The sequence below is a fragment of the Kitasatospora sp. NPDC057692 genome (assembly GCF_042799475.1).
Lineage (GTDB): Bacteria > Actinomycetota > Actinomycetes > Streptomycetales > Streptomycetaceae > Kitasatospora.
In genome coordinates this window covers 87,429-100,449 of sequence record NZ_JBHVIV010000024.1, presented here as the reverse complement: position 1 = coordinate 100,449, position 13,021 = coordinate 87,429, and the positions used below count along the sequence as shown (strand labels likewise).

At 73.3% G+C, this 13,021-nt stretch carries 10 protein-coding genes; 7 read left to right on the top strand and 3 right to left on the bottom strand.

Features of this window, described 5'->3' with window-relative positions:
- The first annotated feature begins 503 nt into the window (after positions 1-503).
- Complete coding sequence (locus ACFVFS_RS16240) at positions 504-953, top strand: PTS glucose transporter subunit IIA (RefSeq protein WP_380624500.1); 450 nt, start codon at positions 504-506, stop codon at positions 951-953.
- 101 nt (positions 954-1,054) lie between these two features.
- Positions 1,055-2,725 (top strand): phosphoenolpyruvate--protein phosphotransferase, encoded by a 1,671-nt coding sequence (gene ptsP / locus ACFVFS_RS16235; protein WP_380624498.1) that lies wholly within the window; start codon positions 1,055-1,057, stop codon positions 2,723-2,725.
- 114 nt (positions 2,726-2,839) lie between these two features.
- Here the strand turns inward: ptsP and ACFVFS_RS16230 are convergent, their stop codons facing one another.
- The 3 genes from ACFVFS_RS16230 to ACFVFS_RS16220 all read right to left on the bottom strand — a co-directional run bounded on the left by ACFVFS_RS16230 (position 2,840) and on the right by ACFVFS_RS16220 (position 6,555).
- A complete protein-coding gene (locus ACFVFS_RS16230) occupies positions 2,840-4,864 on the bottom strand; it encodes an acetoacetate--CoA ligase (RefSeq protein ID WP_380624496.1) in 2,025 nt (674 codons plus the stop codon).
- A 152-nt stretch (positions 4,865-5,016) separates the two neighbouring features.
- On the bottom strand, positions 5,017-5,568 hold the full coding sequence (locus ACFVFS_RS16225; protein WP_380624494.1) for an NUDIX domain-containing protein: 552 nt from the start codon (positions 5,566-5,568) through the stop codon (positions 5,017-5,019).
- 60 nt (positions 5,569-5,628) lie between these two features.
- Positions 5,629-6,555 carry an NUDIX domain-containing protein gene (locus ACFVFS_RS16220; RefSeq protein WP_380624492.1) on the bottom strand — a complete coding sequence of 309 codons (927 nt, stop codon included), beginning with the start codon at positions 6,553-6,555 and terminating at the stop codon, positions 5,629-5,631.
- A gap of 158 nt (positions 6,556-6,713) precedes the next feature.
- Between ACFVFS_RS16220 and mmuM the strand changes: the two genes are divergently transcribed.
- The 5 genes from mmuM to ACFVFS_RS16195 all read left to right on the top strand — a co-directional run bounded on the left by mmuM (position 6,714) and on the right by ACFVFS_RS16195 (position 12,975).
- Positions 6,714-7,655: a homocysteine S-methyltransferase gene (gene mmuM / locus ACFVFS_RS16215; protein WP_380624490.1), complete on the top strand. Its 942-nt coding sequence runs from the start codon at positions 6,714-6,716 to the stop codon at positions 7,653-7,655.
- 160 nt (positions 7,656-7,815) lie between these two features.
- Positions 7,816-8,580 (top strand): IclR family transcriptional regulator, encoded by a 765-nt coding sequence (locus ACFVFS_RS16210; RefSeq protein WP_380624488.1) that lies wholly within the window; start codon positions 7,816-7,818, stop codon positions 8,578-8,580.
- A 323-nt stretch (positions 8,581-8,903) separates the two neighbouring features.
- Complete coding sequence (locus ACFVFS_RS16205; protein ID WP_380624486.1) at positions 8,904-9,623, top strand: MIP/aquaporin family protein; 720 nt, start codon at positions 8,904-8,906, stop codon at positions 9,621-9,623.
- Positions 9,624-9,713: 90 nt separating this feature from the next.
- On the top strand, positions 9,714-11,234 hold the full coding sequence (gene glpK, locus ACFVFS_RS16200; protein ID WP_380624484.1) for a glycerol kinase GlpK: 1,521 nt from the start codon (positions 9,714-9,716) through the stop codon (positions 11,232-11,234).
- Between the two features lie 145 nt (positions 11,235-11,379).
- Positions 11,380-12,975: an FAD-dependent oxidoreductase gene (locus tag ACFVFS_RS16195; protein WP_380624482.1), complete on the top strand. Its 1,596-nt coding sequence runs from the start codon at positions 11,380-11,382 to the stop codon at positions 12,973-12,975.
- The last annotated feature ends 46 nt before the right edge of the window (positions 12,976-13,021 follow it).

The following is a 13,021-nucleotide window of genomic DNA, read 5'->3' as shown; positions in this document are numbered from 1 at the left end:
CGTTGACTTTTGGCACGCTGTTGAGTTCTCAAGGAACGGACGCTTCCATCAGGCGGCTTTCACACCGGCCCTCCGGGCGCTTCGTTCTTTCGTGTTTCGAGCTTACCAGATCCGTTTCCCGGCGCTTAACCGGTGCTTTTCGCATCCGAAATCTGGTGTTAACCGCCGACTCGCGGCGACTCGACCAACCATAGCGGGTCCCCGGCCGGAGCGCGAATCGAGCCACGCCGGGGGTCACCCGCCCGGACGCGTGATTTGTTGCTCTCGCGAGCATATACAGCAATGGTCCCGATTCGCCAAGATGCCTGTAGAGTGCGGCGCATCGGCCAAGAGGACTAGACCACTAGCGGTCGGCGAGATGACCGGCCGGTGCGGGTGGGCGGCACGATCGACTACCCGGGAATGTCGACAGATGTCCGAAGTTGACATGATTTAGGCTTCAGTCGATCGTCCTGCCGCGTTCGCGGCCGCTCGTCTGTACTGCGCACTTGGGAGGCTCAACCATGACCACTGTGACGTCGCCGCTGACCGGCAAGGTCGTCGGGCTCGCCGGCGTGCCGGACCCCGTGTTCTCGGGTGCGATGGTCGGCCCCGGCACCGCGATCGACCCGGTGCGCGAGCAGACCGAGGCCGTTGCCCCGGTGGACGGCGTGGTCGTGTCCATGCACCCGCACGCGTTCGTCGTCGTCGACGCGGACGGCCACGGTGTCCTGACCCACCTGGGCATCGACACCGTCCAGCTGAACGGCGAGGGCTTCGAGCTGCTCGTCAGCAAGGGCGACACCGTGACCCGCGGCCAGGCCGTCATCAAGTGGGACCCGGCCGCCGTCGAGGCCGCCGGCAAGTCGCCGATCTCGCCGATCGTCGCGCTGGAGGCCTCGGCCGAGGCGCTGGCCGGGGTGCTGGAGAGCGGGGAGGTCGCCGTCGGCGACGCCCTGTTCAACTGGAGCTGACCTCTCCCCTACTTACCCGACACATCCGCCCCGCCGTTCCGGTCGGGGCGGCCCGGCAATCAGCGGTACCCGGCGGGGCCGCCTCTCTCACGGAGACAGACATGGAGAAGACGCTGCGCGGCGTGGGTGTCAGCCACGGGGTCGCGATCGGCCAGGTGCGGCACATGGGGACCGCGGTGCTGGAGCCCCCGGCCACCCAGATCCCGACCGAGGAGGCTCCGCGCGAGCAGGCCCGCGCCCAGGCGGCCGTCGAGGCGGTGGCCGCGGACCTGATCGCCCGCGGCAACCTGGCCGGCGGCGAGGCCCAGGCCGTGCTGGAGGCCCAGGCGCTGATGGCGCAGGACCCGGAGCTGATGGCCGACGTCACCCGCCGGATCGCGGTCGGCAGCAGCGCCGAGCGCGGCGTCTACGACGCCTTCGCCGCCTACCGGGCGCTGCTCGCCTCCGCCGGGGAGTACCTGGCGGGCCGGGTGGCCGACCTGGACGACGTGCGCAACCGCATCGTCGCCCGGCTGCTGGGCGTGCCGATGCCGGGTGTGCCCGACAGCGACGAGCCGTACGTGCTGTTCGCCCGGGACCTCGCGCCGGCCGACACCGCGCTGCTCGACCCGACACTGGTGCTCGGCTTCGTGACCGAGGAGGGCGGGCCGACCAGCCACAGCGCCATCCTGGCGCGGGCCATGGGCGTGCCGGCCGTGGTCGCCCTGCCGGGGGCGACCGATGTCGCCGAGGGCACGGTCGTCGCCGTGGACGGCAGCTCCGGTGATGTGCTGGTCGAGCCGAGCGAGGAGAAGAAGGAGGAGCTGCGCCGGATCGCCGCCGAGCGCAAGGCGGCGCTCGCCGCCTCCTCCGGCCCGGGTGCCACCTCGGACGGCCACAAGGTGCCGCTGCTCGCCAACGTCGGCGGTCCGGGTGACCTGCCGGCCGCGCTGGCGGCGGGCGCCGAGGGCGTCGGGCTGTTCCGCACCGAGTTCCTCTTCCTCGACGACTCGGCGAAGGCGCCCAGCGAGGAGAAGCAGGTCGAGGCGTACCGCAAGGTGCTGGAGGCCTTCCCGGAGAACCGGGTCGTCGTCCGGGTGCTCGACGCGGGCGCGGACAAGCCGCTGGACTTCCTGACCCCGGCCGACGAGCCGAACCCGGCGCTGGGTGTGCGCGGTCTGCGCACTCTGCTGGAGCACCCGGACGTGCTGCGGACCCAGCTGCGGGCGCTGGCGACCGCCGCCGATGGCCTGCCGGTGCACCTTGAGGTGATGGCCCCGATGGTGGCCGACCGCAAGGACGCCAAGGACTTCGCCGAGGCGTGTCGTGAGGCCGGTCTGAGCGCCAAGTTCGGTGCGATGGTGGAGATTCCGTCGGCCGCGCTGCGGGCGCGCTCGATCCTCCAGGAGGTCGAGTTCCTGTCGCTGGGCACCAACGACCTCGCGCAGTACACCTTCGCCGCCGACCGGCAGGTCGGTGCGCTGGCCCGGCTGCAGGACCCGTGGCAGCCGGCGCTGCTCGACCTGATCGCGTTCTCGGCCGAGGCCGCGCAGGCCGAGGGCAAGAGCTGCGGCGTCTGCGGTGAGGCCGCGGCGGACCCGCTGCTGGCCGTGGTGCTGACCGGTCTCGGTGTCACCAGCCTGTCGATGGGCGCGGCGTCGATCCCCTACGTGCGGTCCGCGCTGGCCAAGTACACGCTGGCGCAGTGCCGCCGGGCCGCCGAGGCCGCGCGGGCGGCGGACAGCGCCGAGGAGGCGCGGGCCGCGGCGCAGCAGGTGCTGTCGGGCGAGTAGCCGGGCCGGCCGCCGGGCAACCGTCGGAGAACACCAGGAGGGGCCCTTCCACTGTGGCTGTGGAAGGGCCCCTCCGGTGTGTCCGGGCGGAGGGCCGCGGTTACTTCGCGGCGGTTACTTCGCGGCGGCGCGGTCGCGGCGGAGCTGCTCGAACCAGCGGAGGTGGTCGAGGTTGTCGACGGAGCCGGGGTTGACGGCCTGGTCGAGCGGGGTGCCGGAGAGCAGGCGCTTCACCGGGACCTCGATGCGCTTGCCGGTCAGGGTGTGCGGCAGGCCGCGGACGGCGATGACCTCGTCGGGGACGTGGCGCGGGGAGAGCTCGGTGCGCAGCGAGCTGCGGATGCGGCCGATCAGGTCGGCGTCGAGCTCGGCGCCGGGGGCGAGGACGACGAAGAGCGGCATCCAGTAGCCGCCGTCGGGCTCCTCCAGGCCGATGACCAGGGATTCGGCGATCTCGGGGAGGCGTTCGACGACCTCGTAGATGTCCGAGGAGCCCATCCGGACGCCCTGGCGGTTGAGGGTGGAGTCGGAGCGGCCGTGGATGACCACGGTGCCGCGGGAGGTGACGGTGATCCAGTCGCCGTGGCGCCAGATGCCGGGGTAGGTGTCGAAGTAGCTGTCGTGGTAGCGCGTGCCCTCGGGGTCGTTCCAGAAGCCGGTGGGCATCGAGGGGATGGGCTTGGTGACGACGAGTTCGCCGACCTCGCCGGTGTGCGGCCGGCCGTTGACGTCCCAGGACTCGACGGCGGCGCCGAGGCAGGGGGCCTGGATCTCGCCGAGGTGGACGGGGAGGGTGGGGACGCCGCCGACGAAGCAGGAGCAGACGTCGGTGCCGCCGCTGACGGAGGCGAGCCAGACGTCCTCCTTGACCTCCTCGTAGATCCAGCGGAAGCCGTCGGGCGGCAATGGGGAGCCGGTGGTGCCGAGGCAGCGGATCGCGGAGAGGTCGAGGTCGTGGCCGGGGCGCAGGCCCGCCTTCCGGCTGGCGATGACGTAGGCGGCGGAGGTGCCGACGACGGTGGCACCGGTGCGGGCGGCGACGGACCAGAAGGCGCCGGTGTCGGGGTGGCCGGGGCTGCCGTCGTAGGTGACGATCGTGGACCCGACGAGGAGGCCGGAGAGGAGGAAGTTCCACATCATCCAGCCGGTGGAGGTGTACCAGAGGAAGCGGTCGTCGGGGCCGAGGTCGAGGTGGAGGCCGGCCTGCTTGAGGTGCTCGACGAGGATGCCGCCCTGGCTCTGCACGATGGCCTTGGGCAGGCCGGTGGTGCCGGAGGAGTAGAGGACCCAGAGCGGGTGGTCGAAGGGGACCGGTTCGAAGACCGGCGCGGTGTCGGCGGCGACCAGGTCGTCCCAGGCCAGTGCTCCCTCGGGGGCGGGGGCGCCGAGCAGGGGGACGTGCACGACGGTGTGCAGCGACGGGAGTTCGCGGCGGAGTTCGGCGACGACCTCCGTGCGGTCGTGGTCCTTGCCGCCGTAGTGGTAGCCGTCGACGGCGAAGAGGACGACGGGCTCGATCTGCTGGAGGCGGTCGAGGACGCTGCGGGCGCCGAAGTCGGGGGCGCAACTGGTCCAGACGGCGCCGACGGCGGCGGTGGCGAGGAGGGCGACGGCGGCCTGCGGGATGTTGGGCAGGTAGGCGCTGACCCGGTCGCCGGGGCGCACGCCCCGGGCCCTCAGGGCGGCGGCGAGGGAGCCGACCTGGCGGCGGAGCTCGGCCCAGGTGAGGACGACGGGCTCGTCGATGGTCTCGTCGAGGTGGAGGATCGCGGGGCGGTCGGCGTTGGCGGCGTCCTCGCCGGCGCGCAGGGCGTGCTCGGCGTAGTTGAGGCGGGCGCCGGGGAACCAGTGGGCGCCGGGCATCGCGGGGTCGGCGAGGACGGCGTCGGGTGCCTCGGTGAAGCGGACGTCGTACCACTGGGTGACGGCGGTCCAGAAGCGGTCGAGGTCCTCGACCGACCAGGCGTGCAGGGCGGCGTAGCGGGCGGCCGCCTGGTCGTCGTCGGCGGCGGGGGCGAGCGGGGCGGCCGGGGCGCCGTGGTGCTCGGCGGCCCAGGCCTGGAAGGCCACGATCCCGGTGCCGGCGGCACGAGCGGGGTTGGGGCGCCAGAGCGGCTGGTCCTGGGATGGGGTGCTCACGGTGGTGGTCTCCCGGCCGGTGGTTGAGGGCGGACGGGGATGCTGGTGGCAGGGCCCGCGTCCGGTTGGGGGCTGTCGGTGCAGACCCTGCCATGTGAGCGGCCGGTGCGCCAGGGTCTGCCCGGCCGACCGGGCGGCGGCCGGTTGCCTGGTCAGAGGCGGGTGAACTCGCCGTTGAACCAGGAACGGGAGACGCGGGTGTGGAAGGGGAAGGCGAGCGGGGTCTCGGGGGTGGCGAGCTGCCAGCCGTCGGTTTCGTCGGTGGGGACGGAGGGCGGGAGGTCGGCGAGCGGGCGCGCCGGGAGCAGGCCGAAGAGGCAGAGGAAGCCGCCGTGGGTGTCGGAGTCGGTGGCGACCAGGGTGATGTCCGCGGCCTCGGCGAGGATGCCGGTCTCCTCGCGCAGTTCGCGCACGCAGGCCTGCTGCCAGCTCTCGCCGTAGTCGACGTACCCGCCGGGCATGGCGAGTTCGCCGTAGCCGGGCTCGATGGTGCGGCGGATCACCACGAGGCCGGGGGCGGTGTCGGGGTCCGCGGTGATCGGGAGGAGGGTGACGACGACGGGCAGCGGGTTGCGGTAGCTGATCTCGGTGCAGCGGGGGCAGGTCCGGGGCCAGGCGGAGGTGCCGGGCGGGTAGGGGGTGCCGCAGAAGTGGCAGTGGGAGTTGGCTTGGTGGCGCACCGTGCCGGCCTCGTAAGTCGTCATGGGCGGATGGTAGTGCGGGCGGCCGGGGGTGGGGCGGGGGTCGCGGGATCCGGTCGGGGATCACTCCGGGTGGGGATCACTCCGGGTGGGGCGCAGCAGCGCGGGGTGGAGGAGGCGGGCGTCGCCGGTGTGGTAGGTGCGGGCACGGGGACCGCCGCGGGCGCCGCCGCGGTCGGTGGTGGTGCCGGTGCCCTCGACGAAGCCGGGGACGGAGAGCACCTTGCGGTGGAAGTTGCCGGGGTGGAGCTTCTCGTCCCAGACGGCCTCGTAGACGGCGCGCAGCTCGGGGATGGTGAAGTCGTGGTGGAGGAAGGCGGTGGCCAGCGGGCTGTACTCGATCTTGGCGCGGGCGCGGTCGAGGCCGTCGGCGAGTATCCGGGCGTGGTCGAAGGCGAGCTCGATGGGGGTGCGGTCGCCCGGCTCGGCGGGCGCCACGCACTCGGACGGCTCGGACGGCTCGGGCTGCCCGGCGGAGCCGGTGCGCCCGCCGACGCCACCCCCGTGGGTGTCGGCGGGCGCACCGGCGGTCTCGGACCGGCAGGCGGGCCGGAGGTCGAGGGCGGTGACGGGGTGCCAGGCGGCGTGGGCCGCGTCGGTGCCGGCCTGCGGGTCGGGCAGGTCCGGGGCGAAGGCGAGGTAGGCGACGGACACCACGTGCATCCGCGGGTCGCGGTCGGGTGTGCCGTAGCTGCCGAGCTGTTCGAGGTGGATGCGGCTGAGGGCGGCCTCGGCCCCGACGGTGCCGTGCAGTCCGGTCTCCTCGGCGAACTCGCGGGCGGCGGCCTCGTCGAGGCTCTCCTCGCCGGCCCGCAGGAAGCCGCCGGGCAGGGCCCAGCGGCCCTGGTAGGGCGGCAGGGCGCGCTCGACGAGCAGGACGTGCAGGCGGCCGTGCCGCAGGGTGAGGGCGACCACGTCGACCGTGACGGCGACCGGGGTGTAGGCGCGCGGGTCGTAGGCGGCGAGCCACTCCTGCTCGGTGGTGTCCACGGGTGCGCTCCTCCCTCTCCCGGTGCGGCCGGACCGGCGTCCTTCTCGGAATGAGCACAACGTAGCGAGCTCTTGACTCTGCGGCAAATCATTTTCCGCACCCTCCCCCGCGCCCCGCCCCTAGGCTGTGACCAGGACGTTCACCCGAGGAGGCCGCGATGGAGTCAGCCCGCGCGCCCGGCGCGCCGGACTTCGCCGCCGCGCTGGCGGCCGGGCCGCTGGTGCTGGACGGCGGGCTGTCCAACCAGCTGGCGGCGGCCGGCCACGACCTGTCGGACGGGCTGTGGTCGGCCCGGCTGCTGGCGGACGCGCCGGAGGCGGTGCTGGCGGCGCACCGGGCGTACTTCGCGGCGGGCGCGCAGGTCGCGATCACGGCGAGCTACCAGGCGGGCTTCGCCGGCTTCGCCCGGCGCGGGATCGGCCGGGAGGGGGCGGTCCGGCTGCTGGCCCGCAGCGTGGAGCTGGCCCGGGAGGCGGCGCGCGGGCTGCCGGGGCCGCGCCGTTGGGTGGCCGCGTCGGTCGGGCCGTACGGGGCGGTGCTGGCGGACGGCTCGGAGTACCGGGGCCGGTACGGGCTGACGGCGGCCGAGCTGGAGGCGTTCCACCGGCCGCGGCTGGAGGCCCTGGCGGCGGCGGGTCCGGACGTGCTGGCGCTGGAGACGGTGCCGGACGTCGAGGAGGCTCGGGTACTGCTGCGGGCGGTGCGCGGGCTGGGGGTGCCGGCCTGGCTGTCGTTCGGCGCGGCGGGCGGGCTGACCCGGGCCGGGCAGCCGCTGGCGGAGGCGTTCGCGCTGGCGGCGGAGGCGGACGAGGTGGTGGCGGTGGGGGTGAACTGCTGCGCGCCCGAGGAGGCTGACCGGGCGGTGCCGCTGGCGGCGCGGGTCTCCGGCAAGCCGGTGGTGGTGTACCCGAACAGCGGCGAGGGCTGGGACGCGGCGGCCGGGGCGTGGTGCGGCGCGCCGACCTTCGAGGCGGGCGGGGTGGCCGGCTGGCTGGCGGCCGGGGCGCGGCTGGTGGGCGGCTGCTGCCGGGTCGGGCCGGAGGCGATCCGGGCGGTGGCCGCGGAGGCGGCGGAGGCGGCCGCCGGACGGAGCGGCTGATCCCCGGCACCGGCCGCGCGGGCCGTCCGGGGACGCGCGGCCGGCGGACCGCGGCGGGGTTACCGAGGGGGAAGGTGCACGGAACGGCGGCGGCCTGGCAGACTCGTGCCGTCACCACTGCGGTCGACAATGTCGACCGCCTCTCAGCGCGGAGGTACCCATGCCCGGCCCGATCCAGTCGCTTTCCCGGGCCGCCGCGATCATGCGCCTGCTGGCCGGCGGCGAGCGCCGCCTGGGCCTGTCGGAGGTCGCGACGGCGCTGGACCTCGCCAAGGGCACCGCGCACGGCATCCTGCGCACCCTCCAGCAGGAGGGGTTCGTGGAGCAGGACCCGGAGAGCGGCAAGTACCAGCTGGGCGCCGAGCTGCTGCGGCTCGGCCAGAGCTACCTGGACGTCCACGAGCTGCGGGCGCGGGCCCTGGTGTGGGCCGACGACCTGGCCAGGGCGGCCGGCGAGACCGTCTACCTGGGGGTGCTGCACCAGCGCGGGGTGCTGATCGTGCACCACGTGTTCCGGCCGGACGACACCCGGCAGGTGCTGGAGGTCGGCTCGATGCAGCCGCTGCACTCGACCGCGCTGGGCAAGGTGCTGGTGGCCTACGACCCGGTGGCGCGCGGCGAGCTGGGCGACGGCCCGTTCGAGTCGTACACCGCGCGCACGCTGACCGAGTCGGCGGACGTGGACGCCGAGGCGGCGCTGACCCGCGAGCGCGGCTGGGCGGACTCGGTGGAGGAGACCTGGGAGGGCGTGGCCTCGATCGGCGCACTGATCCAGGACCGGCGCCGCAACCCGGTCGGCGCGGTCTGCATCAGCGGCGCGGTCGAGCGGGTCTGCGAGGACGGCTTCGTGAAGCCCTCGCTGGTCGCGTCGGTGCGCAGCGCGGCGCGCGCGATCTCCCGGGACCTGGGCGCCGGGCGGTTCTGAGCGGCGGACCGCAGCCTCCCGGGCATCCGGGGAATCGTTCACGCAGAGGCGCGGACGGGCGAAATGCCCGTCCGCGCCTTACCGTTTTGTCCAAAATTCCACTGATCCATCCGGTGACGTCGGGTAGCGCGGCGAGCAAAGGGTCACAGCTGCGTAACCCGGCCTTGACGCGAGGCCGACCCTGGGAGGAAGCTTCCGCATGACGGTCGACATTGTCGAACGATGGCCGTGCAGATCACTCCCACAAGGCGCTCACCCGCCCAGCGATCGCCCGGCCCCTGCCCCCACCCGCACCTCCGGGCCATATGGACAAGGGAGTCTTTGTGTCCGCGTTCTCCAACGGCGACATCTTCGTCGGCGAAACCCTCGGCACCGCCGCCCTGATACTCCTCGGCGGTGGCGTCTGCGCCGCCGTGACGCTCAAGAAGTCGAAGGCCCTGAACGCCGGCTGGCTGGCGATCACCTTCGGCTGGGGCTTCGCGGTGATGATCGCCGCCTACATGTCGGCTCCGAAGTCCGGTGCCCACCTGAACCCGGCCGTCACGCTGGCCATCGCCGTCGACACCGGCGACTGGGGCAAGGTCCCGATCTACCTCGTCTCCCAGCTGATCGGCGCCATGATCGGCGCCGTCCTCGTGTGGCTCACCTACCTCGGCCAGTTCCAGGCCAACCAGGAGCCCACCCTCGGCATCTTCTCGACCGGCCCCGAGATCCGGAACCCGGTCCAGAACCTGCTCACCGAGATCATCGGCACCTTCGTGCTCGCCCTGGCCATCCTCACCCAGGGCCTGACCAAGGGCCTCGGCCTCTCCGGCACCGGCATCCTGATCGTCGCCTTCACCGTCGTCGGCATCGGCCTGTCCCTCGGCGGCCCGACCGGGTACGCCATCAACCCGGTCCGCGACCTCGGCCCGCGCATCGTCCACTCGCTGCTGCCGATCCCGAACAAGGGCGGCTCCGACTGGTCGTACGCCTGGATCCCGGTGGCCGGCCCGGTCATCGGCGGCCTGCTGGCCGGCGGCCTGTACCACGTCGCGTTCTGACCCGCCGGGTTTCCACCCCGCCCGGATCCGGGGACTGACCCGAGCGTCAGGCCCACCCTCCCCCGCACACTTCCCGAGCCGAGGACCCTCATGACCTCCACTGGCAACTACATCGCCGCGATCGACCAGGGCACCACCTCCAGCCGCTGCATCATCTTCGGCGCCGACGGCCGCATCGTCTCCGTCGACCAGCAGGAGCACCGGCAGATCTTCCCCCAGCCCGGCTACGTCGAGCACGACGCCGCCGAGATCTGGACCCGGGTGCAGTCGGTCGTCCGCGGTGCGCTGGAGAAGGCCGGCCTGACCAAGGACGACATCCGCGCCATCGGCATCACCAACCAGCGCGAGACCACCGTCCTGTGGGACAGGAACACCGGCGAGCCGGTGCACAACGCGCTGGTGTGGCAGGACACCCGCACCGAGGCGCTCTGCCGCGAGCTGGGCCGCAACGTCGGCCAGGACCGCTTCCGCCGCGAGACCGGCCTCCCGCTGGCCAGCTACTTCGCCGGCCCGAAGATCCGCTGGCTGCTGGACAACGTCGAGGGCCTGCGCGAGCGCGCCGAGGCCGGCGACATCCTCTTCGGCACCATGGACACCTGGGTCATCTGGAACCTCACCGGCGGGGTGAACGGCGGCCGGCACGTCACGGACGTGACCAACGCCAGCCGCACCATGCTGATGAACCTGAAGACGCTGGCCTGGGACGAGGGCATCGCCGAGTCGATGGGCGTGCCGATGGCCGTCCTGCCGGAGATCCGCTCCTCCGCCGAGGTGTACGGCGAGGCCGTCGGCGACCTGGCGGGCGTGCCGGTCGCCTCCGCGCTCGGCGACCAGCAGGCCGCGCTGTTCGGCCAGACCTGCTTCGACGAGGGCGAGGCCAAGTCCACCTACGGCACCGGCACCTTCCTGCTGCTGAACACCGGCGAGAAGATCGTCAACTCGTACCACGGCCTGCTGACCACGGTCGGCTACCGGATCGGCGACCAGGCCCCGGTGTACGCCCTGGAAGGCTCGATCGCCGTCACCGGCTCGCTCGTCCAGTGGCTGCGCGACCAGCTCGGCATCATCTCCACCGCCGCCGAGATCGAGACCCTGGCCAACACGGTCGAGGACAACGGCGGCGCCTACTTCGTCCCGGCCTTCTCCGGCCTGTTCGCCCCGTACTGGCGCTCCGACGCCCGCGGTGTGATCGCCGGCCTCACCCGGTACGTCACCAAGGGCCACCTGGCCCGGGCCGTCCTGGAGGCCACCGCCTGGCAGACCCGCGAGGTCGTCGACGCCATGCAGAAGGACTCCGGGGTCGAGCTCACCGCCCTCAAGGTCGACGGCGGCATGACCAGCAACAACCTGCTCATGCAGAACATCGCCGACGTCCTGGACGCCCCGGTCGAGCGCCCGTATGTGGCCGAGACCACCGCCCTGGGCGCCGCCTACGCGGCCGGCCTGGCGGTCGGCTTCTGGAGCGACCTCGACACCCTGCGGGCCAACTGGCACCGCGCCGCCGAGTGGACCCCGCGGATGGACGAGGCCACCCGGGAGCGCGAGTACAAGAAGTGGCTCAAGGCCGTCGAGCGCACCATGGGCTGGGTGGAGGAGGAAGAGACCAACTGATCGCGACGCCGGTCGGGGCGCCTGCCCCGGCCGGCCCGCTCCCGTTCCACCGGCCCGCCGCACCGGGCCACCGGCCTCTCCCAGGGGCCGTACGCACACCGAGAGGAGTAACGGCGCCGCCCGACCCGCGCGCCGTACACACACCATGGCAACCATCCCGACCCTGGGCGCCGAGCTGACCGCCGGCCGCACCGCCTCCCGCGCCGAGACCCGCGAGCTGCTCGGCAAGGCCACCTACGACCTGCTGGTGATCGGGGGCGGCATCCTCGGCACCGCCGTCGCCTGGACCGCGTCCCAGGCCGGCCTGAAGGTCGCCATGGTCGACGCCGGCGACTTCGCCGGCGCCACCTCCAGCGCCTCGTCCAAGCTGGTCCACGGCGGTCTGCGCTACCTGCAGACCGGCGCGGTCAAGCTGGTCGCCGAGAACCACAAGGAGCGCCGCGCGCTCTCCACCGACGTCGCCCCGCACCTGGTCAACCCGCTGACCTTCTTCGTGCCGGTCTACAAGGGCGGCCCGCACAGCGCGCCCAAGCTCGGCGCCGGCGTGTTCCTGTACTCGGCGCTCTCCGCCTTCCGCGACGGCATGGGCCGGGTCTCCACCGCCGCGCACGCCGCCCAGCAGGTGCCCGCGCTGCGCACCGAGGGCCTGCGCTCGGTGGCCGTCTACGGCGACCACCAGATGAACGACTCGCGCGTCGCGGTGATGACCGTGCGCGCCGCCGTCGAGGCCGGCGCGGTCGTGCTCAACCACGCCGAGGTCACCGGCCTGCGCTTCACCGGGGGCCGGGTCACCGGCGCCGAGCTGAAGGACCGCATGGACGGCACCGAGTTCGGCGTCGACGCCCGCCTGGTGCTGAACGCCACCGGCCCGTGGGTGGACCACCTGCGCCGGATGGAGGACGCCGGCGCCGCGCCGTCGATCCGCCTGTCCAAGGGCGCCCACGTGGTGGTCAAGCGCCGCTCGCCGTGGCGCGCCGCGCTGACCATCCCGATCGACAAGTACCGCGTCTCCTTCGCCATCCCGTGGGAGGACCACGTCCTGCTCGGGACCACCGACGAGGAGTACACCGGCGACCCGAAGGACGTCCGGGCCACCGAGGCGGACGTCGACCAGATCCTCGGCGAGGCCGCGCACGCGATCCGCGACGAGCACCTCGACCGCGACCTGATCACCTACACCTTCGCCGGCCTGCGGGTGCTGCCGGGCGGCCCGGGCGAGACCGCCGCCGCCAAGCGCGAGACCGTCGTCACCGAGGGCAAGGGCGGCATGCTGTCGGTCGCCGGCGGCAAGTGGACCACCTACCGCCACATCGGGCGCACCGTGCTGGAGAAGCTGGCCCACGTGCCCGGCACCTCGCTCGGCGAGGACATCTCCCCGATCGCCCCGACCGTGCCGCTGCCGGGCGTCGGCGCGCCGAACGCCGTGGCGCACCGCCTGCTGATCGACCGTGAGCCCGGCTCGCGGATGGAGCCGCTGGTCGCCAAGCACCTGGCCGGCCACTACGGCACGCTGTCCTTCGACATCGCCCGGATGATCGACGAGAACCCGGAGCTCGGCCGGCCGATCCACGAGGACGGTCCGGACGTCTGGGCGCAGGTCGCCTACGCGGCCGACCACGAGTGGGCGTACACCGCGGACGACGTGCTGCGCCGCCGCACCACGATGACCGTCCGCGGCCTGGACACTCCGGAGGTCCGTGCCGAGGTCGAGGCCTTCCTCGCGAAGCGTGGAAACAAGTAGGCACAGCCTCGCGAAGCGCGGGACCGCGTAGGCGATCCCGCGCGCA